Origin of the sequence: Winogradskyella ouciana, from assembly GCF_009709615.1 — a bacterium.
Classification (GTDB): Bacteria; Bacteroidota; Bacteroidia; order Flavobacteriales; family Flavobacteriaceae; genus Winogradskyella; species Winogradskyella ouciana.
The window spans coordinates 384,886-411,286 of sequence record NZ_WJYA01000005.1 but is presented as its reverse complement, the minus strand read 5'-3'; the positions used below and the strand labels follow the sequence as shown (position 1 = coordinate 411,286).

The window sequence follows — 26,401 nt, the reverse complement described above, 5'->3', positions numbered from 1 at the left end:
AAGTTATTTTTTGATATTAAAATACACAACAGTGTCTTTTTCTAAGAAGTTTCTGTGAGTAATGAAAACAGAATCACTATTATATTCTGCTTCAATCAACCAAGAATTACCGTTAAAATAAGACTGTTTCACAAGAGCTTTAAAATTAGATTGCTCTACAATTTCAAGTTGATGTGCATAGTAGATTTCATCATTTATAGTCGAAAATTCTTCAAAAAAAGAAGCAATCAGTGGTGTTTTTGGGCTTTTGTACAGCTCTTGAGGTGTGCCTTTGGCAATGATTTTTTTATTGTGAAGTACAATCATTTTATCAGCAAAGCCCAGTACGTCACTCTTGTCGTGAGTCGCAACAATACAAGAAATGCTGTTCCCCTTTAGATACTTAAAAAGGTTTCGTCTTAAAGATTGTTTTTTAAAATTATCAATATGGCTAAAAGGCTCATCTAGTAACAAGATTTCGGGTTCTTTTGCTAATGCTCTAGCGAGTGCAACACGTTGTTTTTGCCCACCACTTAAGTTTTTAACTTTAGTTTTTGAAAAGGACTCAAGCTCTACAACTTTAATCAGTTCTTTAATCCGTTTTTCTTTTTCCTTTGGATAAAAACGAGACAGGTATTTGCCTATATTTTCTTCAACCGAGGTGTAAGGCATTAAATCAAACTCTTGGGTGACATATTTCATAAAGTCATAGCCAATTACCAGATTGTATTTTGGCCCAAGAATTTTGATGTCATTCCATAAAATTTCACCGACTTCTAAATCATATTCACCGTAAATTAGTTTGAGCATGGTACTTTTTCCAGAGCCACTTTCGCCAATAATGGCTAGGTTTTCACCAATTCCAATACTAAAGTCAACTTCTTCTAAAACAGTAGTTGAAGAATACCCAAAAGAAATATTTTTTACTTTAAGCATGTTGTAAAAATACCATAAAAAAACCGCTTGATTTCTCAAACGGTTTTAAGGATAGTTATATGGTGATTTTATTTTTTTATAAATTTTCGTCTTATGCTTTTCCCTTCAGATTCAAGCCTTAAGAAATATACACCACTTTGCAAGCTTGAAACACTAAGCTCATTGGTAAGTAGCTTTTGGTTATAAACCCTTTTACCCGTAACATCAAAAATAGTTGCAATTTTTTCTGTTAAATCCGCTCTTGTTTTAATGATTAAAACGTCATCAACCGGGTTTGGATATATAGAAATGTCACTTAAGGTTTCGTCTTCTACACTTAATGGCGAAGAACCCTCTACTATTGTATGTGTGGTGTTGTAACCAGGATTTTCAATAACATCTATTTCACCTGAAGGCCAATATACTCTTATCTCGTTTATAGTTGTATCCGAGCCAATTCCAAAATGTGTATTGAGTGAGCTCATAAACTCAAATCCCTCACCACTTCTAACATCTCTAATCTGAGTACCCGAAGGAGTTGTAAGCACAACTCTTGCACCAATACCATTTCTATTACTATAGTTTGGTGTAACATGCGCCATACCCACAGTGTTTATTTTCACCCAGTTGTTGCTGTTACCTTGGTTATAATATCTTACACCATTATAATAAGCGTCTATAAAGCCATCATTGTTTAAGTCACCGAAGCTACCATTCTTATAATTTAATTGGTTTGGATCTGCGTCTTCAAAAGTCATATCCCCTTTTCCGTACATTATGGAGCCATTACTGATAATGTCTAAATTACCATCATTATCAATGTCAAATGAAGAGCTCTCCCAACCAGTTGGAGCGGAAATTCCCGCACCAGCAGTTACATCTGTAAATAAGTAATCATTGTTAGGGTTTCCATCGTCTGTAAAGCCACTGTTCATCATAAGTTTATGACTTCCTGAACTTGCACCTACAAAAACATCCATATCTCCATCGTTATCATAATCTCCCCAAGTAGAGGACCAAGTTTGCATAGGATCATCCAAACCTAAGACAGCAGCATTTTCTGAGTAAGTACCATCACCATTGTTTGTAAGCATCATATTGGTTCTTCGTTCTACAGAGCCGCCACATTTTGCTATAAACAAGTCTATATTCCCATCGTTATTGTAGTCAATCCAAATTGAGCCATAATCGCCACCAGAAGGATAATTACCTAATGAATACGGTGCGCCTGGCGTAACATCAGACTGGTAGAAAGTTAAATTACCTGTACCGTCGTTAATAAAATATACGTTTGGTTCAACATCGTGGCATACAAAAGCATCAAGATTACCATCGTTATTAATATCTACAAAGTTTGAGCGTTGCGAAAACACATATTCAGTTGTGGATTGTTCAGTAAAACTAAGCCCATCATTACTGGCTTTCATAAAAGTAACACCACTACCTGCACCATATAACAAATCTGTTTTTCCATTGGCGTCTATATCTGCTGCAGCTATACTCCAGCTTGGTAAGTAGTCTGCATTTGGCGTTGTGATATTAATATCCGTAAATGTACCATCAGGGTTTTGTTTCTTTATGTTTACGTTAGTAGAAGAAACTCCGACAATATCATCTAAGAAGTCACCATCCATATCAACCACAGCTAAATCAGAGCCACTCACAGAAATCGGCTGTTGTGAGTAATTTATTCTTGACAATGCTTGTGTGGTAAAGGTATACGGTCCAGAATAATTTGAAGTTTCACCGGTACAAACCGATTGAACATAAAAATCATAAGATGTGCTTGGCGATAACCCTGTTAAATTATAGGATGTATTTGTTAAACCATTAGCCATATTGCCCGAACCCATAAGAAATCCAGTGTTTCCCCATTCTAAATTCCATTGTGATGCAGAACCATTTTCTACCCAGTTTAAGTCGGCAGAATCTAAAGTTACTCCAGAAGCTGTTAAATTATTTGGTCCCGGGCAACTAGAGCCTTCTTCTATACATATATCAGCAGTACCACTCTGTTGATCCCTCCAAATTACAGCATAGTATGTAGCACCAGGAGTTAAGCCGCCTATTTGACCAGAATTATCACCCGCGTCGAAACCGTTGTTTGTACAATTTGAAACCGAGTTGCCGCCACAAGAATCATACACTTCGAGCCCAATAGCATTAGCGGCGCCACTAAAATGTATAGCAACAGACCCAACAGCAGGGGCTGTAAAACTTATAAAATACCCATAGTTACCAACGGCGTCACAAGATGGGTTTTCATTATTTGCATCTATGTCTGCTGCAACACTAAAGTCAAAAGTCGTTGGTGCTGCACTGCTACAATTGGACTCTACATTGACGCTAACTGCTGAAACGCAAGTTCCACCGGGAGCAGCGGTAATAAAGTTAAAAGGTCCAGCAAAATTAGATAAGTCGCCTCCTCCACAATTTGATTGTACATAAAAATCATATGAAACTCCTTGAGAGAGACCAGACAAACTATACGTTGTAGAAGTAACATTAGCTATTGTTGTGCCTGTTCCTGGAGTAAATCCGCTAGTTCCCCATTCAATATTCCATTGGGTAGCAGAGCCGGATTCTGCCCATTGAATGTCAGCAGAAGTTTCCGTGACATTAGTTGCATTAAGGTTTATTGGATCTGGACAACTAGGAGTTTCAATCAGAGTCACCACGATATTCGACCAATTGGCATCCGAACCACCATAACTTTGATTTAAAACTAAATCAATATAGCCATCTGCAGCTGGATTGTATACACCAGCTAAATTACCTTGGAATGTTAAAACTGTATTACTAGTTGAATTTGCAGCACCAGTTGTAGGTGGATCAATAGTTGTTGAACCTGCAGAGGTGGTAAAAGTCAAATCAGCTTCTGTTGACCAAGGAATTCCTGCGCCAGCTGCCCAATCTACGGAAATAGAAAAAGAGTTGTAAGTACCTGTTGAAGATGCAGATACATTAGCTGAGTTAGCAGCATTATTTAGATTTATGGTAACAGGAGAGCCTTCTGCAACATTGGTAGGTCCAACTATTGGATCAAAAACAAACTGAGCATTACCCACAAAGGAAGACAATACAACAGCAATTAAAAGTAAAGTAAAATTTTTCATATTTATTTATGTTATTCGCAATTAGTTAATGAGGCAATCCATTCCTCTACAAGGTCAATACCTTCTTCATGATTAATAGTCCTTCCTAGCAAGGGCATTCTAAAAGATTCGTCAGTGGTACTTAATCTGTAATAGAGTATGGATAGATCTGTGTCGTTGGGCTTTACAATATAAGAATTTGGAATGAATTGAGTTTCAGGTTCTACACAAACTCCAATATTTTCGGGTTCATCTGTAAACTGAAATTCAAACCTCATAGGTCTGTAATTACAATGTCCGTTGTCTGAATGACAATGTGCGCAGTTTATATCTAAATATGAACGAACTCTTTCTTCAAGAGGCTGGGAGGAGTCATCCCAGGCCACGGTTGTCTCAATATTGTTTGGTATATCAGAATTAAGATAGCCTATTTCGCTAAGCTTACGTAGTTGATTAGCTATTCCGCTGGCATAGTTATAATCCTTATTTAAGTTTTGTGGTTTTAAACCAATAACCGAAGGGTTATCTAGTTGATTATGACAAGTAAAGCATTCTGCTCTAGATGGGATTCGGTAGTCTGTTGTTTTAATATTTTCGCCCTGAAGCCAACTTATATATACCGTACTGCCCTGATTAGTAAAAAAAGCCTCTGTTTGGTCCTCGTTCCATACATAGTTTGCAAAATCCCACCCGGTTGATTTTTTATACATTATCCTAGTCTCTAGGATTTTAGTGGAATTATTTGGTTGGACATCATTATAATAAAAATTTTTAATAATAATTGTGCCTTCGGGAAATTGAAGAGATGAATGATCGTCTACATAATTCGCACTAACGCCATTTGGCAACCATAAAAAGCGTTTTTTCTTAGCGTAATCGGTAAATAATGGGGAAATTAAATCGTAAGGAACCACTCCGAATGTGGGATTTAAATCTTTTAAATCTCCCTCAAAAAAATTATACTCTGAAAGTGTTTGATGAGGTGTATCGCCAGTAAAAACATTCACAACAGAAGAAGATATAATTGTAATGGAAACATTTCCGGTTTCACACTCCCCTGAATTATTACATATGGTATACTGAAAAGAATCTTGCCCTACTATATTAGGGTTGGCCGTGTAAACTACAGAGTCATCACTCGGATTATTGGGTGTGCCATTAGCATCTATAACTTGTACCACTCCCATTGTTGGAGAACTAAGGGACAGACTACCAATTTCAGGAATATTAGAATCATTTTCAAATATGAAGATTTCAACCTCAGAGTTTTGAGCTAATACAGCGTTATCTGCAACAGTTTCAATATTTACTGGAGTTGTACCGTCATCTGTGCCACAGGAAAAATGCAGCAAAAGTAAGACTAAAAATAAGCTGAGTACGTACTTCTTTTTCATACAATTATTAGTCTATATCAATAGAACAACCTAAACTGAGAAACCCCTACTTTTTACAAAAATAGGAGTAAATCTAAGATTTTTTTATTAAATCGTTAATAATCAATAAAAAGGGATGACCTACCTACTTAAAAGCGTTGTATTTTAGAAGGAAAAAACGCTTAAGGATTTTAAACCTAATGTATTTATTGAGCTTAATGTAGAGATAAACAAAATACATAGGCGCAAGCATTGTTATTAACTTGTTCTTTTTGTAAAGTACAGGTTTTAGCTTTACTAAATACCTAAAATATTTTTCAGGAGTCATTAAGAATTTAATAGCACTTTTAATAGGGCTTTTAATTTTTGGTGGTTCATAAGATATACCAACTTGATTTGTCCCAACATTTTGATAAAAGCCATGGCTTAACGTATCTAAAAACTTTAATTTTTTGACACTCTGAAACAGCCCAACCTTTAAAGCTATTTTAGACATGGTCTCTTGCATCATTTCTTCGGAATAGCACAAAGGTTGTAAATTGACTAATAGCTTTTTATGTAGGCTATACATTTGCTCTTGGTGAGGCTTAATGTGATTTTCGTAAAGCCACTTTTCTTCTGGTTTATGATACTCTAAGGTGTAGCCCTCTGCATCTAAACTGTAATCTAACGCACTACCATGATCTGCCGCAGAAAATTGTTCGTAAAGCTGCATATTCGCCATTATAATATGGTCGTGGTAGTCTGGATAAGGCATTAAGGAAAAGTTTAATCCATGTCGTTTTGTTAAAGGTTGTATATCATAGATTTCATTAAGCCCAAGGTAATAACCAGTGACCGGGATCTGTTCATCAAAAAATGCATAAATGCCCTCTTGCATAGTGCCTCCCCAACCAATATCAACGAGATGAATTCCGTTTTCTTCAATGTTGGTGTTAAAAGACTGAATATATGTTTCAAATGCCCTACGACTTAAATCCCTGTGCTCGTTATAATATGAAACAAAGGTTTCATTCTGTTTTAAACTCTCAAATATAGGAGAGTTAAAAAAACCTTTAACACTGGCCCTCCCTTCGATATTAAGTTCTTTTATCACCTTTTCCCTAAGGTTGTCTGGGCAATTGACGGCAATTAAAAAATCTTCAGTTGAGATATTGCCATACTTTTTACTTAGAAAAGTAAATGGCTCTTCATTAATATCTTTTAAGGACATTTGAAGTGCGGCATGCCTCGATATTTTTAAATAGTGCGTTTTTATTCTATGGCTTTCATCAATCAAAGCGAAATCTTGATAGGAGTCAAAAAGTTTTTTTAGATATTGCCCTTCGCGAGAAAGAAAGAATAAATTCTTAATTTTTTTCCTTTTGGCAACTTCGTATAAGCGTTCGGCAAATATGTGATAAAATATAACGTATTCAGTATATGGTATAGCGGAGCTTTTTTTGCATTTTTTATATACAGCGTTGATAATTGATTTTAGTTGCTTTTTGTCATTACCAAAATTATTACGCTTGTTTTTCCTTAAATAATTCTTATGAGGCAGGTGATAGGCATTCAATCCATTTTTAATAGCATTGGTGTAATCACTTTTTAAGTTGTCACCAATCATCATTACCTCTTCGGGTTCTATTTTTAATTCTGAAAGAATTGGTTCATAGATTGAATTTGAAGACTTACTTTTTTCCAATTCAGCCGAGCTATATATACCATCAAATAAATCTATGATTTTATGATGTGTCAATAGTTTTTCGAAAAGAGTTTTGGCACCATAGAAATCTGAAACTATATAAACCTTTCCTCCATTACTCTTAAAGTATTTGATGGTATCCAGAACATCTTGGTCTATGTATTGCACGCTAGACTCTGCTTTTACATCTGCATCTTCAAAAAGGTTGATAAAATCATCTTTTTCGTTTACAGAAATGACATCATCGTTGATTAACCTTTTACTAATTTCTTCTTTTTGCCTGTGATAAGGAATTTCATCAATACTCTTTCCTAACTTATTAACAAGATAGTTTACGGATTCTTGTCGTATAAAATATAGTTTATCAATAGAAATACACAATCCCAACTCCCTGATCATAAATTTAGCCCACAAACGTTGAGCATAATTTGGGTGCACATGTCTATGTACTATGGTATCATAGTAGTCCGTGAAAAGAAATTTAATATACTTTTCTTTAAGTTGCTTATGAAGTTGGTTAAGTGACAAAAAATATGATTTGGTTAATAGCTAAAACGGTGTTACCCTTTTACTTTCTCTTTGGTTTTGCTCGGCAATACATCAAATCCCATATTGTAAAGTGTAAAACCGTAAATATCAGCATACTGCTCTATAGTCTTGCTGACAGGAGTTCCTGCGCCATGGCCAGCATCTGTTTCTATTCTTATTAAAACCGGATTGTCTCCAGCTTGTTTACTCTGTAATTCTGCTGCAAATTTAAAACTGTGAGCAGGTACAACCCTATCATCATGATCGCTTGTTGTAACCATAGTTGCAGGATATTCGACACCTTCTTTTACATTATGAACAGGTGAATAACCTTTAAGATAATCAAACATTTCTTTACTGTCTTCTGAAGTGCCGTAATCATAAGCCCATCCTGCACCTGCTGTAAACGTATGATAACGTAGCATATCTAAAACGCCAACTGCAGGTAATGCCACCTTCATTAAATCTGGTCTTTGGGTCATAGTGGCACCAACCAACAAACCTCCATTAGAACCACCTCTGATAGCTAAATAATCTGATGAGGTATATTTTGAGTCTATGAGATATTCCGCTGCTGCAATAAAATCATCAAATACATTTTGTTTTTTCATTTTAGTACCTGCATTATGCCATGCTTTTCCATATTCTCCACCTCCACGTAAATTGGCTACAGCATATATACCGCCTTGTTCCATCCATACGGCATTAGCAATACTAAAGCTTGGTGTTAGAGATATATTGAAACCACCATACCCATAAAGAATAGTTGGATTTTTCCCATTAAGCTCTATACCTTTTTTATGGGTGATTATCATTGGTACTTTTGTTCCATCTTTTGAAGTATAAAAGATTTGCTTACTCTCATAATCATTTGGGTTGAAATCTATATCTGGTTTACGATATAATTCTGAAGTACCATTTTCTATGTCGTATTTGTAAATGCTTCCTGGGGTTACATAATTGGTAAACGAATAATATAATTCCTTTTCTTCTTTTTTGGCACCAAAGCCACCAGCGCTTCCAACACCTGGTAATTCAACCTCACGAACTAAGTTCCCATCATAATCATATTGTAAGACTTTAGAAACAGCATCTACCATATATTCCGCAAAAAAGTAACCACCACCTGTTGACGGGCTTAAAACATTCTCCGTTTCAGGAATAAAATCCACCCAATTTTCTGGTGTAGGATTAGATGCATCTACCGTGACAATTTTTTGATTAGGAGCGTTAAGGTTGGTCATAATATATAGCTTAGAACCAACATTTTCTATAATATTAGAATCAGAATCGGTATGTCCTAAAATCTCAACTAAAGGTGCGTTTGGTACAGTTAAGTCTTTAATGTATAACTTGTTTCCAGAAGTTGAAACCCTTGGAGTAATCACTAAATAGCGATCGTCTTCAGTGACACCTCCATAAATATAACGGTGTTTTTCTTCAGGAGTTCCTCCGTAAATTAATTTGTCTTCAGATTGTTTAGTGCCTAATTTATGATAGTAAACCTTGTGCTGGGCGGTTTTAGCAGACAGCTCACTGCCTTTAGGCTTATCATAGCTAGAGTAATAAAAACCGTCATTTTTATACCAAGACATGCCACTAAACTTTATATCAACTAAAGTGTCTTCGACAATCTCTTTGGTTTCAGCATTCATTACCAAAACTTTTCTCCAATCGCTTCCTCCCTCTGATATGGCATAGGCTAAAACCTTTCCATTTTTTGAAAAGCTTACTCCTCCTAATGAAATGGTACCATCTTCTTTAAACGTATTTGGATCTAAAAACACTTCAGCATTTTTTGGGTCAGATCCTGTTTTATAACGATAGATGACATATTGGTTCTGTAACCCATTATTTTTATAGAAATAGGTATAATCTCCTTCTTTGAAAGGAGCACCTATTTTTTCGTAATTCCACAGTTTAGAAAGACGTTTTTTTAATTCTTCACGATAAGGGATATTGTCTAAATACCCAAAAGTTACTTCGTTTTGAGCTTTTACCCAAGCTTCAGTTTCAGTACTTCTATCGTCTTCTAACCAACGATATGGGTCTGGGACTTCTTCGCCAAAGTAATTGTCAACAACAGTATCAACTTTTTTTGTTTCAGGATAATCTACGGAAATTGGTTTCACCTTTTCAGTTTCGTTTTTACAAGAAACAAAAATACTTAGCACAACAGTAATTAGAAGTAATTTTTTCATAATTAGGTTTTTTGAATGATAACAATGTTAAATTCAAAGATAAGTATTTAACAAAACTGAATTTATCAAATTTTCTTAAAACTTAGGTAAAATGGAAGGCCAATATATAGATATTTACAACTAAAAAATTAATTAATTAGTTGAAATACAAAAAATTACTGCTGTTTCGAAAGACTTAAAAGATATTAAACCAACCCTTCTTTAACTAAATACTCCGCAATTTGAACAGTATTGGTCGCTGCACCTTTTCTTAGGTTATCACTAACCACCCAAAGGTTTAATGTGTTTGGCTGTGAACCGTCACGCCTAATACGTCCAACAAAAACATCATCCTTTCCGTTGGCATACATTGGCATTGGATAAACATTAACGTCTAAATTATCTTGCACGGTAACACCTTCGGTTTCACTAAGAAGTTGGCGAACCTCGCTTAAATCAAAATCATTTTCAAACTCAACATTAACAGCTTCACTATGTCCACCTGCTGTTGGTATTCTAACTGCTGTAGCAGTTACAGCAATGGTTTTGTCATCAAGGATTTTTTGGGTTTCTCTAACCAATTTCATTTCCTCTTTGGTGTACCCATTTTCTTCAAAAACGTCGCAATGAGGAATAGCATTCTTATGGATAGGATAGTGGTAAGCCATTTCGCCTTTTACACCAGCCATTTCATTTTCCATTTGTTCAACAGCTTTTACGCCTGTACCAGAAACCGATTGATAGGTAGAAACAACAATACGCTTAATTTTATATTTTTTATGAAGCGGTGCCAAGGCCATTACCATTTGTATAGTGGAACAGTTAGGGTTAGCAATGATTTTATCATTTTTGGTTAGTTGATTGGCATTAATTTCTGGGACTACTAATTTTTTTGATAAGTCCATTCTCCAAGCAGAGGAATTGTCAATTACCGTTGTACCAACTTCAGCAAACTTTGGAGCCCACTCTAAAGATGTGCTTCCACCTGCTGAAAACAAAGCAATATCTGGCTTTTTTTCGATAGCTGTCGGTATGCTAATAACCTCATAATCTTTTCCTTTGAAGTTTACTTTTTTACCAACAGAGCGCTCAGAAGCTACCAATAATAATTCATCTATTGGGAAATTACGCTCTTCTAACACTTTGAGCATTACATTTCCTACCAAACCAGTTGCGCCAACTATTGCTACTTTCATAATCAAAAAATTTAAACCACAAAATTATAGCATTTCTTCAACTAAATAAGGCTGTTTACCTATAAAAATATGATAAAAATTTACGTTTAAAATTATGGGTTTCATAAAAGAGAAGACTATAAAAGAAAAACCCAGACAAAATGCCTGGGTTTGGTTAATAATATATAATATAGCGGTGACGCTAATTTCTTATTTCTTTAGGGAATCTCTAATCTCTTGAAGTAGTTCAATTTCTGTTGGACCCGCTGGCGCTTCTGGTGCTGGCTCCTCCTTTTTCTTTGTTTTATTAACACCTTTTACTACCATGAACATTACAAATGCTACGATAATAAAATCGATTACGTTGGTTAAGAATGTACCGTATTCCAAGAAGACTTCTCCTGCCATTTCTCCTGCATCGTTTAGTTCGCCATCTTTTAGTTTGTACTTTAAATCCTTAAAGTCGGCATCGAAAATTAAACCGATTAAAGGAGAAACAATTCCTCCAGTGAATGAAGAAACTACTTTATTAAAAGCAGCACCCATTACAAAACCTACAGCAATGTCTACAAGGTTGCCCTTCATTGCAAATTCTTTAAATTCTTTCAACATAATTTAGTGTTTTTAAAATAGTTAGTATTTATGTTAATCTGACACTAAAGTAATTAAAAAGTCACAATATGTTAAAAAAACCTTAATCTGCGATTATAATCCGTTTAACTCGCTGAGATATGGCGGTTAAAATTTCATAAGAAATTGTTTGTGCAGATTCTGCTAAATCACTGGCTTTATACCCAGAATCAAATACCACGACCTCGTCACCCTCCTTACAATCAATATTAGTGATATTTACCATAACCATATCCATACATACATTGCCAATAATAGGAGCTTTTTTACCATTTATGAATACAAACCCATTTCCGTTTCCATAGATACGGCTTATACCGTCTGCATGTCCAATAGGTATGGTTGCTGTTTTTTCAAATCCTTTTGATTTGTATGCTCTATTATAACCAACAGTTTCGTCTTTCTCAATTTTATGTATTTGAGAAATTACAGATTTAAGCCTAGCAACAGGCCTTAAACTTTCATCCTCTTTTGCAGAATTACCAAATCCGTAAAGCCCTATACCACAACGCACCAAATCCAAATGAGCATCAGGATAGTTAATTACACCAGAGGTATTGCATAGATGTAACCAGGGTTTATAACCTATCTTATTTTCAAATGCTTTAGCTGTTGACTTAAAAGATTCAATTTGCTTATTTGAAAAGGAGACTTCATTCTTGTCTTCACTAGCCGCTAGATGAGAAAAAATGGATTTCACTATAACGGATTTTGTTTCTTGTAGTTTTGAAACAATATAATCCACATCATTTTCCCAAAATCCCAGACGGTTTAAACCTGTATTAAATTTAATGTGTACAGGATAATTTGATTGGTTATGCGCTTCTGCAGTTGCGATAAATTCTTTTAAAACCTTAGCGTTGTAAAGGCTAGGTTCTAAGCAACGCTCAATAATTGTCTCAAAACTTGTTGGCAAAGGGTGAAGCACTAAAATAGGTCTTGTGATGCCAGCGTCGCGTAACACAACACCTTCAGAAGCATAAGCTACAGCAAAATAATCTACATCTAAAGTTTGAAGATGTTTGGCTACTTCTACAGAATCACTTCCATACGCAAAAGCTTTAACAACGGCTAAAAACTTTGTACTTGGTTGTAGTTTAGATTTTAAATAATTGAAGTTATGGGTTAAGGCACCTAAATCAATTTCAAGAACTGTTTCTTTAGCTTTAGGCATTAGACTTTTTTTCTTTAGAATTTACTTCTTCAGCATCATTCACCTTCATTTGTCTTACTTTATCACGTAGCATGCTTTTATAGTAAGCGGCTCTACTTAATGGCTCATATTCATCGACTTCGCCAAGCAATACTAAATCGTCGCTTTTTGCTTTTCTGTAACTGTACTGCGCCAAATTTCCGGTTTTGGTACAAATAGCATGGACTTTGGTCACATATTCTGCAGTAGCCATAAGATAGGGCATTGGCCCAAAAGGATTGCCTTTAAAATCCATATCCAATCCAGCGACTATAACCCTTATGCCTTTATTGGCAAGGTCGTTACAAACCCTTACAATTTCATCATCAAAGAACTGTGCTTCATCAATTCCGACCACATCACAACCATCGGCTAAAATAGGAATATTGGCTGCTGCAGGTACAGGCGTAGATCGAATTTCATTAGCATCATGAGACACAACCATATCATCATCATAGCGCACATCTACGGCTGGTTTAAAAATTTCAACCTTCTGCCTTGCAAACTGAGCGCGTTTTAATCTGCGAATCAACTCTTCGGTTTTACCAGAGAACATCGATCCACAAATCACTTCAATCCACCCAAATTGTTCTTTATGATTTACCGTATTTTCAAGAAACATTTCGTAATTTTAGCACTAAAACGTAGTAATAATTCGTTTGTATAAAGGTCACGCAAATTTATTAAAAAACAAAAGTAAAATTCATGAAACATCTATGATTTGTTTACAAACGCTGTAAAGCAAAGATTAGGATGTTTCATGTGACTTTAAAAAATCAATAAAAATAAGCACATGAAAAAGAAATTAGAATCAGAATTGGTTAGCATAGCGCACAGGATTCTAAAACTAAAAGGCAGAGAAGATGTTGATAGAATGCACGAAGAAGTGTCTAAACTCTACGAAAAGCTTACGGTTTTAAAATTTGCTCAAGAGAATTTTGAAGATGATATGCCAACTATTGGCAACGACTCCTCATTTTTTGATATGCTAGACACGGCATTTAATAATAAAGTAAGCGACAATATTGAGGTTGGTAACAAGACCTATGTCAATTTAGATGAGGTAGAGGATGATGGCATTATGGAACCCGTAATGGAGAAAATTAAGGATATGGTAGCACAGATGCCCGAAGAAACCCAACAAGTTGATGTTATTGTTGAGGAAGCTGTTGCAAAGGAAAACCCAAATACGGTAGAATTTGAAAACATAAGCTCAGATTTTGCTGAAATCCCAGAGTTTGAACCTATTGAAGACGCAAAAAAACGTGAAGCAGAACAAGGGAAAAAATCTCTTAATGACAAGCTTAAGGGTAAAGGTTTAAAAATAGGCTTGAATGACAAAATCGCGTTTATAAAACACCTATTTGAAGGTAAAAACGAAGATTACGAGCGCGTGGTCTCTCAAATAAATACCACCAAATCATTTAGTGAGGCCAAAGCACTCATTCTAGATATGGTAAAACCAGATTACAACAATTGGGAAGGCAAAGAAGAATACGAAGAACGCTTTATCGAAATTGTTGAGAGCAGGTTTAATTAATAGTTGAGATAGACATATCCTTGTAACGGTTTTTCAAAATCCATAATTTCTAAAATATAGAAATAGGTGCCAACTGGCAATAATCTAGACGAATTTGGAACTCCCATATTTGCTCTCCCGTTCCAGTTGTTTATATAATTTTTTGCCTGATATACTTGCGTACCATAGCGGTTGTATATTTTAATAATGTTATTAGGATAAGCTTCAATACAAGGAATTACCAAGAAATCATTTTTTCCATCACCATTTGGTGAAATTCCTTCAGGAATAGATAAACAGTTAGAAATTTCAACAAGCGCACTGTCTTCATTATTGGTAGCGTCTCTATCAATTTCATTTACGCTATTTAAAAGAGCAACATTTAATAAATCGTTAGATGCTACCACTCTTGCAATCAAGCTTAGTGTAGCTGATTCGCTTGGGAATAGAGTTGAAATTGTCCATATAAAAGTACCCTCATCAAAAACACCCAAGTTGGTTGTGGCTGAAATAAATTCATAACCAATAGGTAGTTGATCCAAAGCTTCGATATCAGTTGCGTTGGTTGTTCCTAAATTAGTTGCTGTAATAGTGAAGATAACTTCCTCTCCAATAATAACTTCTGCTGGCTCGACTATTTTAGTAATTTCAATATCCACATTAGACGTGTCAGCTAAAACGTTTAATGCGGCATTGGTTTGAGAGGCATCAATATTATTGGTGTCCGAGAAATTCTCAAAGTTATTAAGATAATTTCCGGCGACATCAGCAGTTACCATCACCGAGAATGTACAACTTTCAACACCAGCTGGGAAAATTAAATCCGTAACACCTATGAAATCATCTCCTGGATCACCAATAAAATTAGCAGTACAGCCATTGGCCTCTACCCAATTTGGTACTTGAGTTATTACAACTCCAGTCGGTAAATTATCTGTAAACGAAATATTATTCTGTGTTGGGTTGTTAGCAATGTTATAAACGGTGAAAATCAACTCACTTTCGCCACCTTCAAAAATAGTGTCTGGAGAAAACATTTTTTCCAGAACGGGAGAAATAACCTGAACGCTATTAATGGAAATATTAGTTTCTGGCGTTAATTCTTCATTGTTTATAGCACTCGGAGTTGCTTCTGCAATATTATTATATGCACCTCCTAAGTTTGGAGCGATTACAGGAATACTAATCCTTACAGTAGAACCAGCTGCCATTGAAGGAATGATTCCAGAGATAAAATTACCATTGATGTTAAAATTGGTTATACACGTAGCATTGCCCGATGTAACAGTGCAGGTTGGTGTTCCGGCAATGTTGAAAACAGAATTTAGAGTATTTTCAAAAAGTACATCAACGGCATCAGCGCTTGTAATGCTATTACTAATATCTACAATCCAGTTAAAAGCTTGGCCTGTATCAACTTGAGTAAATTCAGGATACGTTTGAACCACCAAATCCACACATGGTGCAAAAAAAGTAGTTACATCATCAGCAATGAAAGAACCTACTTCATTTTCAGGGCCATCAGCATAACCAGCAAGAGCAGCATTAGAACCTGCCATAGGTTGATCTATGGAACATTCTGGAAGCCAGTCTACAACAACATGAAACGTTACAGAACTATTTGCGGGCAATACCCAATTGTCTTCCGGTAGAATTTCCCAAAACACATCTGACTCACCATCTTCAGGAACACCATCATAGGACACTCCTATATTAGCATTTTGAATGCTAAAACAAGATGCGGTTCCTGTAGTGCTTACGCAATCAACCGAAACCAATGATGCCATAATTGGAGCATAATTAGTTTCCAATATAGCCATGTAATCTTGTAAAAATAACATGCCATCATAGTCTCCTGTATTGGTTGCCGTTATTTCGTACGTTATCAAACCCCATTCTGCAGTGTTTTCTTCAGAACTTCCTATGGGTAACTCAGGACTTATTTGAGTTTTAGAGATTTCTAAACCAGAAAGACTAGGTCCATCACAGTTTTCTGGATCTGGAGCAGGAAGTTGTAAATGATTAAAAAACTGATTGTTATCTAAGTTGATATCTATGATCTGACTGTCTAAAATATTAATGGCACTACGATCAATGGCTTCAATTGGCACAGGGTTTTGAACACATTGAGGTTCTATGAATTTCAATATAGTTTCAATATTAATAGTTGTATTGCCTTGTAAAACAAAATCACTACTAACCCATAGCTGCCCATTATCTGAGGCGTTAATGTCAAAGTCAGTACAAGAAACAGGCCCTAATGTACTTGTGCAGTTTACAGATTCTAGCTCCCAAAGTACATCTCCAGCCGTTATATTCTGAAAAAAGAACCTTATAGGTGTTGGTGTAGAACTTGTGTTGCATACCGTTGTATTGAATGTAATCTCCTGGTCATAATCGAGAGTAGCGGATATATCTGGATTGGTTTGTACCGTTTCAATACAGATATCGGTTTCCGGACATGGATCTGCATTAAGCAAATTGGTAATAATGGTATTCGAGTTATTTGATGAAGCGTTATCATGCTCTAGCTCTATTTCTATAATACTATCAACATCTATAGGCATGGGATTTGGCGAACACGAGAAGTTGGAGTATTTGTAAACCATTTCAAACGTAATACTTCCTCCAGAAGTGATTTCAGTATCTATTTCAAAAATAAATACAGGAGTTGGCTGCGAGGCTACCACAACAGTTGTTCCTGTAAGGTCTGTTAAATCTGGGCACAATGTTCCATTGGTTGTCGCTATACATTCTAAAGATATAAATTGGGTAATTGGCTGACCATTATTTGGCAAAGTGTTTAATTTAATGTTTCCAAAAATTGTACTTACAGGAAAATCTACATCACTATTGTTGGTGATTGTAAATTGATAAGTCACTTCATCTCCCCAAGCGTTTATTGGAGTTCCTAAAGCTGGTTGTATTTGGGTTTGCGTAACTGAAAAATCTATAACGATATCCAAAACATCAATAGATATAATAGACTGATTGTTATTCGAGTTTGTGTCTGTCGTTCCTGTAGGAGGACTTATGGTTCCATTGGCTGCAATTCCACCTAGGTTTGTAGGAGCGGTAACTAAAACCAATAACTCAACACTAGAGTTGTTGGGCATATTATCAATAGAAGCGGTTAAGACATTTGCGACTACATTAATGTTAGAAATATCTGAAGCGCCATTAATGTTGTTCTGGGAGTTTGTTGAAATCAGGGCTAAATCGTCATCAAAATCAATAGAAATTGTAGCATCATTTACGGCATTACCAGAATTAGAAATGGTAATTAGATATTGAAAATCCTCATAAATATCAACCTGAGACACAGTAGTGCCATTTAAATCTTGAGCCTCAATAGTAATGGATAAGTCTGTAGTTTGCGCAGATAGCAGGCATGCGTTTACACAAAAAACGAACAAAAGGCAGATTGATTTTAACATTGATTGGTTTTATACTATAGATGTAGATTCTTACAAATGGTTGCGTAAAGAAATGCAAAAGATTGTAAATTTGAGGTGTAACAAACGCAAATATGAAGTTATTTCTGGTACCAACGCCAATAGGAAATCTAAAGGACATGACCTTTAGAGCTGTTGAAGTTTTAAATGATGTCGATTTGATTTTAGCCGAAGACACCAGAACTTCAGGAAAACTCTTAAAGCATTTTGAAATTTCCACCCAAATGCAAAGCCATCACATGCACAATGAGCATAAAACAGTGAAGGGTTTAGTTGAAAAACTAAAATCTGGAATGTCCATTGCGGTGATAAGCGATGCTGGCACTCCTGCCATTTCTGATCCAGGGTTTTTATTGGTAAGAGCTTGTATAGAAAATAATATAGAGGTGGAATGTTTGCCTGGAGCAACGGCTTTTGTACCAGCATTGGTCAATAGCGGATTACCTAATGACAAGTTTGTTTTTGAAGGCTTTTTACCTGTAAAAAAAGGGCGCCAAACTCGATTGCTATTATTGGCAGAAGAAAACAGAACGATGATTTTTTACGAAAGTCCTCATAAACTCATAAAAACATTAGGTCATTTTTGCGAGTATTTTGGCGAGGACCGATTGGTTTCAGTCTCTAGAGAGTTGACTAAGCTCTATGAAGAAACTATAAGAGGAACTGCAAAAGAGGTTTTAGATCATTATACCACCAAGCCACCAAAAGGAGAGATTGTTATTTGTGTTGCTGGGAAAAAGTGATGGAAGAACTATTCCACAACATAAGTCAATGCACTATTTGCAAAGCTCATCTTCCGCTAGGCCCAAGACCTGTTGCAACGGCACATCCAAATTCGAAAATTGTGATTATTGGTCAAGCACCAGGAACTAAAGTCCACGAATCTGGAATTCCTTGGGACGACCAAAGTGGAAAGAAACTAAGACAGTGGCTAAATGTTACAGACGAACAATTCTATAACACAGAAAATTTTGCCATTATACCAATGGGCTTTTGCTATCCAGGAAAGGGAAAAACAGGAGACTTACCTCCAAGACCAGAATGTGCTCCACAATGGCATGAGCAATTACTGGATAAAATGCCGAATGTTGAATTAATTATTTTAATTGGAGCTTACGCGCAGAAGTATTATTTAAAAGACAAGAAAACTTTGACTGAGCGTGTTAGCGATTACAAATCCTATTTGCCAAAGTATTTTCCGATTCCGCATCCATCACCAACCAACAGATTTTGGCGTGCTAAAAACCCTTGGTTTGAGGAATTGGCGGTGACCGAATTAAGTAATAGAGTAAAAACTATCCTGAACCTGTAATTGGATTATAGACTGTTTTTAAAATCGACATTATTTTCTCTGTTTGAAAGATAATTAAATAAAAAGTGATTAAGATTAAAGGAATTACTACAGTATAGACTAAAAACTTTAAACATTTTAGAGTATGTTTCCCTTTTAACTTTATATCAATAAACCCCATATTTCTAATATTTTCAACTTAAGTAAATCGCTATGCCCTTTGTTGCTGATGGTTTGCGCCATTCAAATAACTGTTATAAGTTTAAGAATCAGATTTGGCTATTTTACTTTAACTATAATAACGGTAACTAAGCTATTACAAAGGGTTAGAATAAAAAAGGACAGTAATAATAGAAACATTATTTCACTACTATTAACAGTTGTTTCAAGATGTTTTTATAAAAAAAACCTCACCAATTCTGGCAAGGTTCAATCTAATTTGTCTAAAAGTCTAACTATCTAGATTCCTCCCTTCGCAGGAATGGCAATCTAATACTGGCTTCCATCATGTTTACCTACTTCATAACCATGTTTTCCTAAGTATTTGTTTCCACTTTCCACAGCACCTTCTTCAATATCGGTTCCCATAGAGTCATTCCAACGGTTAAGATATCCGAAGAGCGAAATCACACCTAGCATTTCTACGATTTCACCTTCATCCCAATGCTTGTATAAGCGATCTTTAATTTCAGCATTAACGGCATTTGGTACTTGGCTTGCTGCCAAACTAAAATCCAATGCGGCACGCTCGGCATCTGAAAACGCAGGATGCGTTCTGTATTCCCAAATGTTGTCCAATTGTTCTTGTTCTGCACCATAGCGTTCTGCAGCTCTAATGGCATGTGCTTGGCAATAACGGCAACCTGTAGCATTGCTACTTACCCAAGCAATCATACGCTTAAGTGCTGAGGTCACACGACCTTCATTAGCCATTACGGCTTTATTTAAGTTTATAAATGCCTTACTTATTGCTGGTCTGCGCTGCATGGTTAATACTGAGTTTGGACAAAATCCAAGTGTCTCGTTAAAGAATTCTGCTAACGCTTTGGTTTCTAAATCATGCTCGGGAGATAATGGAGTCACTAATGCCATGGTTGTATTTTTAGTAGTATTTTTGAATGTACAAGATAGGAGTTATAACGTTTAATTTAAAAGAATATGGATCATAAAATCACAACACATTGGAAAGGCGGATTGACTTTTGAGTCGGATAATCCGAGTGGAAAATTTGTAACTATGGATACAGATGTTATGGGAGAAGAACGTAAAGGTCTCTCGCCAAAAGCCATGATGTTATCGTCCTTAGCAGGTTGCTCGGCAATAGACGTTATTTTAATGTTGGAGAAAATGAAAGTTGAAATCGCTGACCTTAAGATTGAGGTGTCTGGAGAGCTGACTGATGAACATCCAAAATATTACCATTCCGTTTTAGTTGATTATCATTTTTATGGTTCAGATTTAAATAAAAAGAAGTGTGAACGCGCAGTAAACTTATCCGTTGAAAAATATTGTGGTGTTATGGAGATGTTTAGACGTTTTGCAACAATCAATTTTAATATTCATTATCACATTGTGCTTACAAAATAATGACTTCACTTTATTACAAAAGCACTTTATGTGACTTTTTCTAATAAAATAAATTATTGGGCATCATAACAAATTTCATATAAATAATTGATTTTCAAACAATTAAAAAATTAACTCTACAATTGAATTTAGAGGTTAACCTATCTAACCTACCCTAAAGCCTTGCTCAAAAAGTAACTTTATCACTGCAATTGAGATTTTTGCACGATTTAGTTATGAGGCAATTAAACAAATACAGTAAAACCGTTACCCAAGATCCAACGCAACCAGCGGCTCAAGCCATGTTACATGCTATTGGATTAACAAAAGAAGATTTTTTTAAACCCATAGTAGGTATTGCTAGTACAGGTTACGAAGGTAATCCTTGTAATATGCACCTGAATGATTTGGCAAAACTTGTGAAGCAAGGCACACAAAACGAAGATGTGGTTGGGTTGATTTTCAATACCATTGGAGTAAGCGATGGTATATCTATGGGAACACCTGGTATGCGCTATTCATTGCCATCACGAGATATTATTGCAGATTCTATGGAAACGGTTGTACAAGCTATGAGTTATGATGGCTTGGTGACTGTGGTTGGATGTGATAAAAATATGCCAGGCGCATTAATGGCAATGATTCGTCTGAATAGACCAAGTATTTTGGTGTATGGTGGAACCATTGACTCGGGTTGTCACGAAGGAAAAAAATTAGATGTCGTGTCTGCTTTTGAAGCTTGGGGAAGCAAGGTTGCCGGAACCATGTCTGAGAATGAATATCAAAATATTGTTGAAAAAGCGTGTCCTGGTGCAGGTGCCTGTGGTGGTATGTACACAGCAAACACCATGGCATCAGCAATTGAAGCTTTAGGAATGGCTTTGCCATTTAATTCGTCCAATCCAGCATTGAGTGACGCAAAAAAGCAAGAGTCGGTGAGAGCTGGTGAAGCATTGAGAACATTGTTAGAAAAGGATATAAAGCCTTCAGATATTATAACAAAGAAATCCCTTGAAAACGCAGTTAGGTTAGTAACTATATTAGGAGGTTCGACCAATGCTGTTTTACACTTTTTAGCTATTGCTAGAGCAGCACAAATTGACTTTACACTTAAAGATTTTCAAGACATAAGCGATAACACACCGTTTTTGGCAGATTTAAAACCAAGCGGAAAATATTTGATGGAAGACGTTCATGCTGTTGGAGGTATTCCTGCGGTATTAAAATACCTTTTAAAGAAAGGATTAATTCACGGCGATTGCTTAACCGTTACAGGAAAAACAATTGCTGAAAATTTACTGGAAGTTGAAGATTTAGCCGAAGGACAGGACGTCATTAAACCTATAGAACAACCCATTAAAATTTCTGGGCATTTGAGAATGCTCTACGGCAATTTAGCAACTGAAGGATCTGTCGCGAAAATCACAGGTAAGGAAGGGCTGTCGTTTAAAGGAAAAGCTAAAGTTTTTGAGGGTGAATATGCTGCCAACGATGGTATCAGAGATGGGAAAGTTGAAAAAGGAGATGTCGTGGTCATAAGATACGAAGGTCCAAAAGGTGGACCAGGAATGCCAGAAATGCTCAAACCAACAGCTGCCATTATGGGAGCAGGTCTTGGAAAAGATGTGGCATTAATTACAGATGGAAGATTCTCAGGAGGCACACATGGATTTGTTGTTGGACATATCACGCCAGAAGCACAAGAAGGTGGAACCATCGCACTTGTAAAGGATGGTGATATGATTACAATTGATGCTGAGACCAATTCAATTTCATTAGAGGTTTCGGAAGATGAACTTCAAAAAAGAAGAGAAAAATGGAAAGCACCAGAACTCAAGTTTGAACGTGGTATTTTATATAAATATGCCAAAACAGTTTCCTCAGCATCTAAAGGATGTGTAACGGATGAGTTTTAAAATTGAAATGAGAATGTCACTCTGAGCGCAGTCGAAGAGTATTGAAAAATTAAAACATGAAAGAAGCTCAAACCATAAACAAGCAAGAAGAACAAGTGTTAACAACACAAAGAATCTCAGGAAGTGAAGCCGTAGTTAAATGTTTATTGGCAGAAGGTGTCGATATTCTTTATGGTTATCCAGGAGGAGCGATTATGCCTGTATATGACGAATTATATAAATATCAAGATCAATTACACCATGTATTAACACGACATGAGCAAGGCGCAACCCATGCAGCACAGGGATATGCTCGTATTTCGGGCAAGGTTGGTGTGGCGATTGCAACCTCTGGTCCAGGTGCCACAAACCTAATTACTGGAATCGCAGATGCCCAAATTGATTCTACTCCTATGGTTTGTATTACTGGTCAGGTCGGCTCGCATTTATTGGGAAGCGATGCCTTTCAGGAAACAGATATTGTTGGTATTTCTACACCTGTAACAAAGTGGAACCATCAAATTACCAAAGCTTCAGAAATACCAGAAGTTTTTGCTAAAGCGTTTTACATCGCAAAAAGCGGAAGACCAGGACCTGTGCTTATTGACATAACTAAAGATGCTCAATTTGAGGAATTTGATTTTACGTACAAAAAATGCGAAGGCATTAGAAGTTACAAACCCGTTCCAGAAACAGATGAAAAATCTCTTAAAGTTGCAGCAGACCTCATTAATAATGCCAAAAAGCCATTAATAGTTTTGGGACAAGGTGTCATTTTAGGAAAAGCAGAAGAAGAGTTTAAAGCAGTTATTGAGAAAGCGGGAATCCCCTCTGCATGGACTATTCTTGGAGCCTCAGCAATTCCGTCATCACATCCTTTAAATGTTGGTATGGTTGGTATGCATGGTAATTACGCGCCTAATGTTTTAACTAATGAATGTGATGTGTTAATCGCCATAGGAATGCGTTTTGATGATAGGGTTACGGGAAATTTAGCCACTTATGCCAAACAGGCAAAAGTGATTCATTTTGAAATTGACCCAGCTGAGGTTAACAAAAATGTAAAAGCAGACATTGCAGTTCTTGGTGATGCCAAAACGAACTTACAAGCTTTATTGCCATTACTGAATCCAAATTCGCATAGCGATTGGCATCAAAAATTCAAGGATTTATACAAAATCGAATATGAAAAAGTCATTAAAAACGATTTGCACCCAACCAAAGACGGTTTAACTATGGGTGAAGTGTTAAAAGAAATTAACACACAAACCAAAGGTGAAGCAGCGATTGTTACAGATGTTGGTCAACATCAAATGATTGCGTGTCGTTATGCAGATTTTAAGGTATCAAAAAGTAATATCACCTCAGGCGGACTAGGCACTATGGGATTTGCGTTACCAGCAGCCATCGGAGCAAAAATGGCCGCGCCAGATCGCGAAGTGGTGATGATTGCTGGTGATGGTGGCTACCAAATGACAATACAAGAGCTAGGTACTATTTTTCAACAGAAAGTTCCTGTAAAAATCGTGGTTCTGAATAATGAGTTTTTAGGAATGGTACGTCAATGGCAGCAACTATTTTTTGATAAACGCTATGCTTCAACAGAAATGGTAAATCCAGATTTCGTTGCCATTGCAAAAGGCTATGGTATTAAAGCGCAAAAAGTTTCAGAAAGACAAAATTTAAAGGATGCGGTAAAAGAAATGATAGACACTGATGGGCCATATTTTTTGGAGGTAAGAGTAGAAAAAGAAGACAATGTTTTCCCGATGATTCCTACAGGCGCAAGTGTTTCAGATATAAGATTAGAATAATGGAGGATCAAAAAAAACAATTCACGGTTTCGGTATATACAGAGAATAATATAGGGTTGCTGAATAGGCTTTCGGCAATTTTTCAAAGACGCCATATTAATGTGGAAAGCCTAAACACTTCGGCTTCAGAAATTGAGGGTGTTTCACGATTTACAATTGTCGTAAAAATAACGGAATCCCAAATGAAGAAAATCATTGGCCAGATAGAAAAGCAAGTTGAGGTGATAAAAGCTTATTACCATACCGAAGACGAAATCATTTATCAAGAATCGTGCTTATTCAAATTCAAATCAGATTTGTTATTTGATGAACGACAGATTCAGAATATCATAAAAGAAAGCAATGCTAGAATTGTGACCGTTAACAAAGAGTTTTTTGTGATAGAAAAATCAGGAAGAAAAGATGAAATAGATTTATTGTACAGAGAATTAAATGTTTTCGGGATAGGGCAATTCACACGTTCTGGACGAGTGGCAGTGACCAAGGATAAAATGAACATATCAAAGATGCTTGAAGCATTTCAGAATTAAAAAAATAAACTAAAAAACAATGGCAAATTATTTTAACACATTACCATTAAGAACACAATTAGAACAATTAGGAAAATGTAGATTTATGGATGCTTCAGAATTTGAAGATGGCGTAGATGTATTAAAAGGGAAGAAAATCGTAATTGTTGGTTGTGGTGCTCAAGGATTGAACCAGGGTCTTAATATGAGAGATTCTGGCTTGGATATCTCTTATGCATTAAGGCAAAATGCCATTGACGAAAAACGTGCATCCTATAAAAATGCAACCGAGAATGGTTTTACAGTTGGTACGTACCAAGAACTTATTCCTTCAGCTGATTTGGTATTGAATTTAACACCAGACAAGCAACACACCAATGTTGTAAAAGCGGTCATGCCTTTAATGAAAAAGGGAGCCACACTAAGTTATTCACATGGGTTTAATATTGTAGAAGAGGGTACAAAAATCCGTGAGGATTTAACCGTAATTATGGTAGCACCAAAATGTCCGGGAACTGAAGTACGAGAAGAATATAAAAGAGGATTTGGTGTACCAACGTTAATTGCAGTGCACCCAGAAAACGACCCTGAAAGTAAAGGTTGGGCACAAGCAAAGGCTTATGCTGCTGCAACTGGAGGACATAGAGCTGGTGTGTTGGAATCGTCTTTTATCGCAGAGGTAAAATCGGATTTAATGGGAGAGCAAACCATTCTTTGTGGTTTGTTGCAAACTGGTGCAATCTTGTCATTTGATAAAATGGTTGAAGAAGGTATTGAGCCAGGCTATGCAGCAAAATTAATTCAGTTTGGTTGGGAAACGATTACCGAAGCTTTAAAACATGGTGGTATTACCAATATGATGGATCGTTTATCGAATCCAGCAAAAATCAAGGCTTTCGAATTATCCGAAGAATTAAAAGATATTATGCGCCCACTTTTTGAAAAGCACATGGACGATATCATTTCTGGCCATTTCTCAAAAACCATGATGGAAGATTGGGCAAATGACGATAAAAATCTATTAAAATGGCGTGAAGCTACAGGCGAAACTGCGTTTGAAAAAACAGCATTGACATCAGACCATATAACAGAACAAGAATATTTTGACCATGGAGTATTGTTGGTAGCTTTTGTAAAATCAGGTGTGGAACTGGCCTTTGAAACCATGGTGAGCGCTGGTATAATTGAAGATTCTGCATACTATGAATCTTTGCACGAATTACCATTGATCGCAAACACCATTGCAAGAAAAAAACTATTTGAAATGAATCGTGTTATTTCAGATACTGCAGAATATGGTTGCTATCTATTCGATCATGCCTGTAAACCTTTGTTAATGGACTTTATGGAAAATGTTGACACGTCCGTTATTGGAAAACCATTTTCAAAATCAAACGGAGTAGATAATGTAGAATTGATTGCAATAAACGAGATCATTAGAAATCATCCCATAGAATCAGTTGGAAAACGATTACGTGCAGCCATGACTGCAATGAAAGCAATAAAAACTGAAGAAGTAAAAGAAACTACTTTAGCTTAAAAAGCCGACAAGTCTTTTAAGAAAAGAAAGAAGAAAGTCCCCTTAAGGGATTTTAGAA

19 protein-coding genes are annotated in these 26,401 nt (G+C 36.1%); 8 read left to right on the top strand and 11 right to left on the bottom strand.

Going from position 1 to position 26,401, the window contains the following annotated elements:
* Positions 1–3: 3 nt before the first annotated feature.
* The 9 genes from F1003_RS09320 to F1003_RS09280 form a co-directional block, all read right to left on the bottom strand.
* A complete protein-coding gene (locus tag F1003_RS09320) occupies positions 4–915 on the bottom strand; it encodes an ABC transporter ATP-binding protein (RefSeq protein ID WP_155089138.1) in 912 nt (303 codons plus the stop codon).
* 68 nt (positions 916–983) lie between these two features.
* Positions 984–4,010 (bottom strand): FG-GAP-like repeat-containing protein, encoded by a 3,027-nt coding sequence (locus tag F1003_RS09315; RefSeq protein ID WP_155089137.1) that lies wholly within the window; start codon positions 4,008–4,010, stop codon positions 984–986.
* Between the two features lie 11 nt (positions 4,011–4,021).
* Positions 4,022–5,383, bottom strand: coding sequence for an Ig-like domain-containing protein (locus F1003_RS09310; protein WP_202913891.1), 1,362 nt, complete (start codon positions 5,381–5,383; stop codon positions 4,022–4,024).
* A gap of 124 nt (positions 5,384–5,507) precedes the next feature.
* Positions 5,508–7,577, bottom strand: coding sequence for an HAD family hydrolase (locus F1003_RS09305; protein WP_155089136.1), 2,070 nt, complete (start codon positions 7,575–7,577; stop codon positions 5,508–5,510).
* A gap of 32 nt (positions 7,578–7,609) precedes the next feature.
* Positions 7,610–9,778: a prolyl oligopeptidase family serine peptidase gene (locus F1003_RS09300; protein WP_155089135.1), complete on the bottom strand. Its 2,169-nt coding sequence runs from the start codon at positions 9,776–9,778 to the stop codon at positions 7,610–7,612.
* Positions 9,779–9,963: 185 nt separating this feature from the next.
* Positions 9,964–10,953 carry an aspartate-semialdehyde dehydrogenase gene (locus F1003_RS09295; RefSeq protein WP_155089134.1) on the bottom strand — a complete coding sequence of 330 codons (990 nt, stop codon included), beginning with the start codon at positions 10,951–10,953 and terminating at the stop codon, positions 9,964–9,966.
* 189 nt (positions 10,954–11,142) lie between these two features.
* On the bottom strand, positions 11,143–11,544 hold the full coding sequence (mscL, locus tag F1003_RS09290; RefSeq protein ID WP_155089133.1) for a large-conductance mechanosensitive channel protein MscL: 402 nt from the start codon (positions 11,542–11,544) through the stop codon (positions 11,143–11,145).
* A gap of 82 nt (positions 11,545–11,626) precedes the next feature.
* On the bottom strand, positions 11,627–12,736 hold the full coding sequence (alr, locus tag F1003_RS09285; protein WP_155089132.1) for an alanine racemase: 1,110 nt from the start codon (positions 12,734–12,736) through the stop codon (positions 11,627–11,629).
* A complete protein-coding gene (locus tag F1003_RS09280) occupies positions 12,729–13,376 on the bottom strand; it encodes a thymidine kinase (protein ID WP_155089131.1) in 648 nt (215 codons plus the stop codon). The genes alr and F1003_RS09280 overlap by 8 nt, the downstream gene beginning before the upstream one ends.
* 171 nt (positions 13,377–13,547) lie before the next feature.
* On the opposite strand from F1003_RS09280, the gene F1003_RS09275 reads away from it, so the two are divergent.
* Entirely contained in the window at positions 13,548–14,294 is a 747-nt protein-coding gene (locus tag F1003_RS09275) for a DUF8457 domain-containing protein (protein WP_155089130.1), read from the top strand.
* On the opposite strand, the gene F1003_RS09270 is transcribed toward F1003_RS09275, so the two are convergent.
* Complete coding sequence (locus F1003_RS09270) at positions 14,291–17,710, bottom strand: DUF7933 domain-containing protein (protein ID WP_155089129.1); 3,420 nt, start codon at positions 17,708–17,710, stop codon at positions 14,291–14,293. The genes F1003_RS09275 and F1003_RS09270 overlap by 4 nt on opposite strands.
* Positions 17,711–17,802: 92 nt before the next feature.
* Between F1003_RS09270 and rsmI the strand changes: the two genes are divergently transcribed.
* Together rsmI and F1003_RS09260 are read left to right on the top strand one after the other, a co-directional pair.
* Entirely contained in the window at positions 17,803–18,471 is a 669-nt protein-coding gene (gene rsmI, locus F1003_RS09265) for a 16S rRNA (cytidine(1402)-2'-O)-methyltransferase (RefSeq protein ID WP_155089128.1), read from the top strand.
* A complete protein-coding gene (locus tag F1003_RS09260; RefSeq protein ID WP_155089127.1) occupies positions 18,471–19,040 on the top strand; it encodes a uracil-DNA glycosylase family protein in 570 nt (189 codons plus the stop codon). The genes rsmI and F1003_RS09260 overlap by 1 nt, the downstream gene beginning before the upstream one ends.
* A 468-nt stretch (positions 19,041–19,508) precedes the next feature.
* Here F1003_RS09260 and F1003_RS09255 read toward each other — a convergent pair whose 3' ends face one another.
* On the bottom strand, positions 19,509–20,111 hold the full coding sequence (locus F1003_RS09255) for a carboxymuconolactone decarboxylase family protein (RefSeq protein ID WP_155089126.1): 603 nt from the start codon (positions 20,109–20,111) through the stop codon (positions 19,509–19,511).
* Between the two features lie 66 nt (positions 20,112–20,177).
* Here F1003_RS09255 and F1003_RS09250 point away from each other — a divergent pair, with 66 nt between their 5' ends.
* The 5 genes from F1003_RS09250 (at position 20,178) to ilvC (ending at position 26,343) form a co-directional block, all read left to right on the top strand.
* The gene (locus F1003_RS09250; RefSeq protein ID WP_155089125.1) at positions 20,178–20,606 is read left to right on the top strand and encodes an OsmC family protein; all 429 of its coding nucleotides are present in this window, start codon (positions 20,178–20,180) and stop codon (positions 20,604–20,606) included.
* A 215-nt stretch (positions 20,607–20,821) separates the two neighbouring features.
* Entirely contained in the window at positions 20,822–22,501 is a 1,680-nt protein-coding gene (ilvD, locus tag F1003_RS09245; RefSeq protein ID WP_155089124.1) for a dihydroxy-acid dehydratase, read from the top strand.
* Positions 22,502–22,557: 56 nt separating this feature from the next.
* On the top strand, positions 22,558–24,294 hold the full coding sequence (gene ilvB / locus F1003_RS09240) for a biosynthetic-type acetolactate synthase large subunit (protein ID WP_155089123.1): 1,737 nt from the start codon (positions 22,558–22,560) through the stop codon (positions 24,292–24,294).
* Positions 24,294–24,824: an acetolactate synthase small subunit gene (gene ilvN, locus F1003_RS09235; RefSeq protein ID WP_155089122.1), complete on the top strand. Its 531-nt coding sequence runs from the start codon at positions 24,294–24,296 to the stop codon at positions 24,822–24,824. The genes ilvB and ilvN overlap by 1 nt, the downstream gene beginning before the upstream one ends.
* Before the next feature lie 19 nt (positions 24,825–24,843).
* Positions 24,844–26,343, top strand: a complete 1,500-nt coding sequence (ilvC, locus tag F1003_RS09230) for a ketol-acid reductoisomerase (protein ID WP_155089121.1) — start codon at positions 24,844–24,846, stop codon at positions 26,341–26,343.
* Positions 26,344–26,401 lie beyond the last annotated feature (58 nt).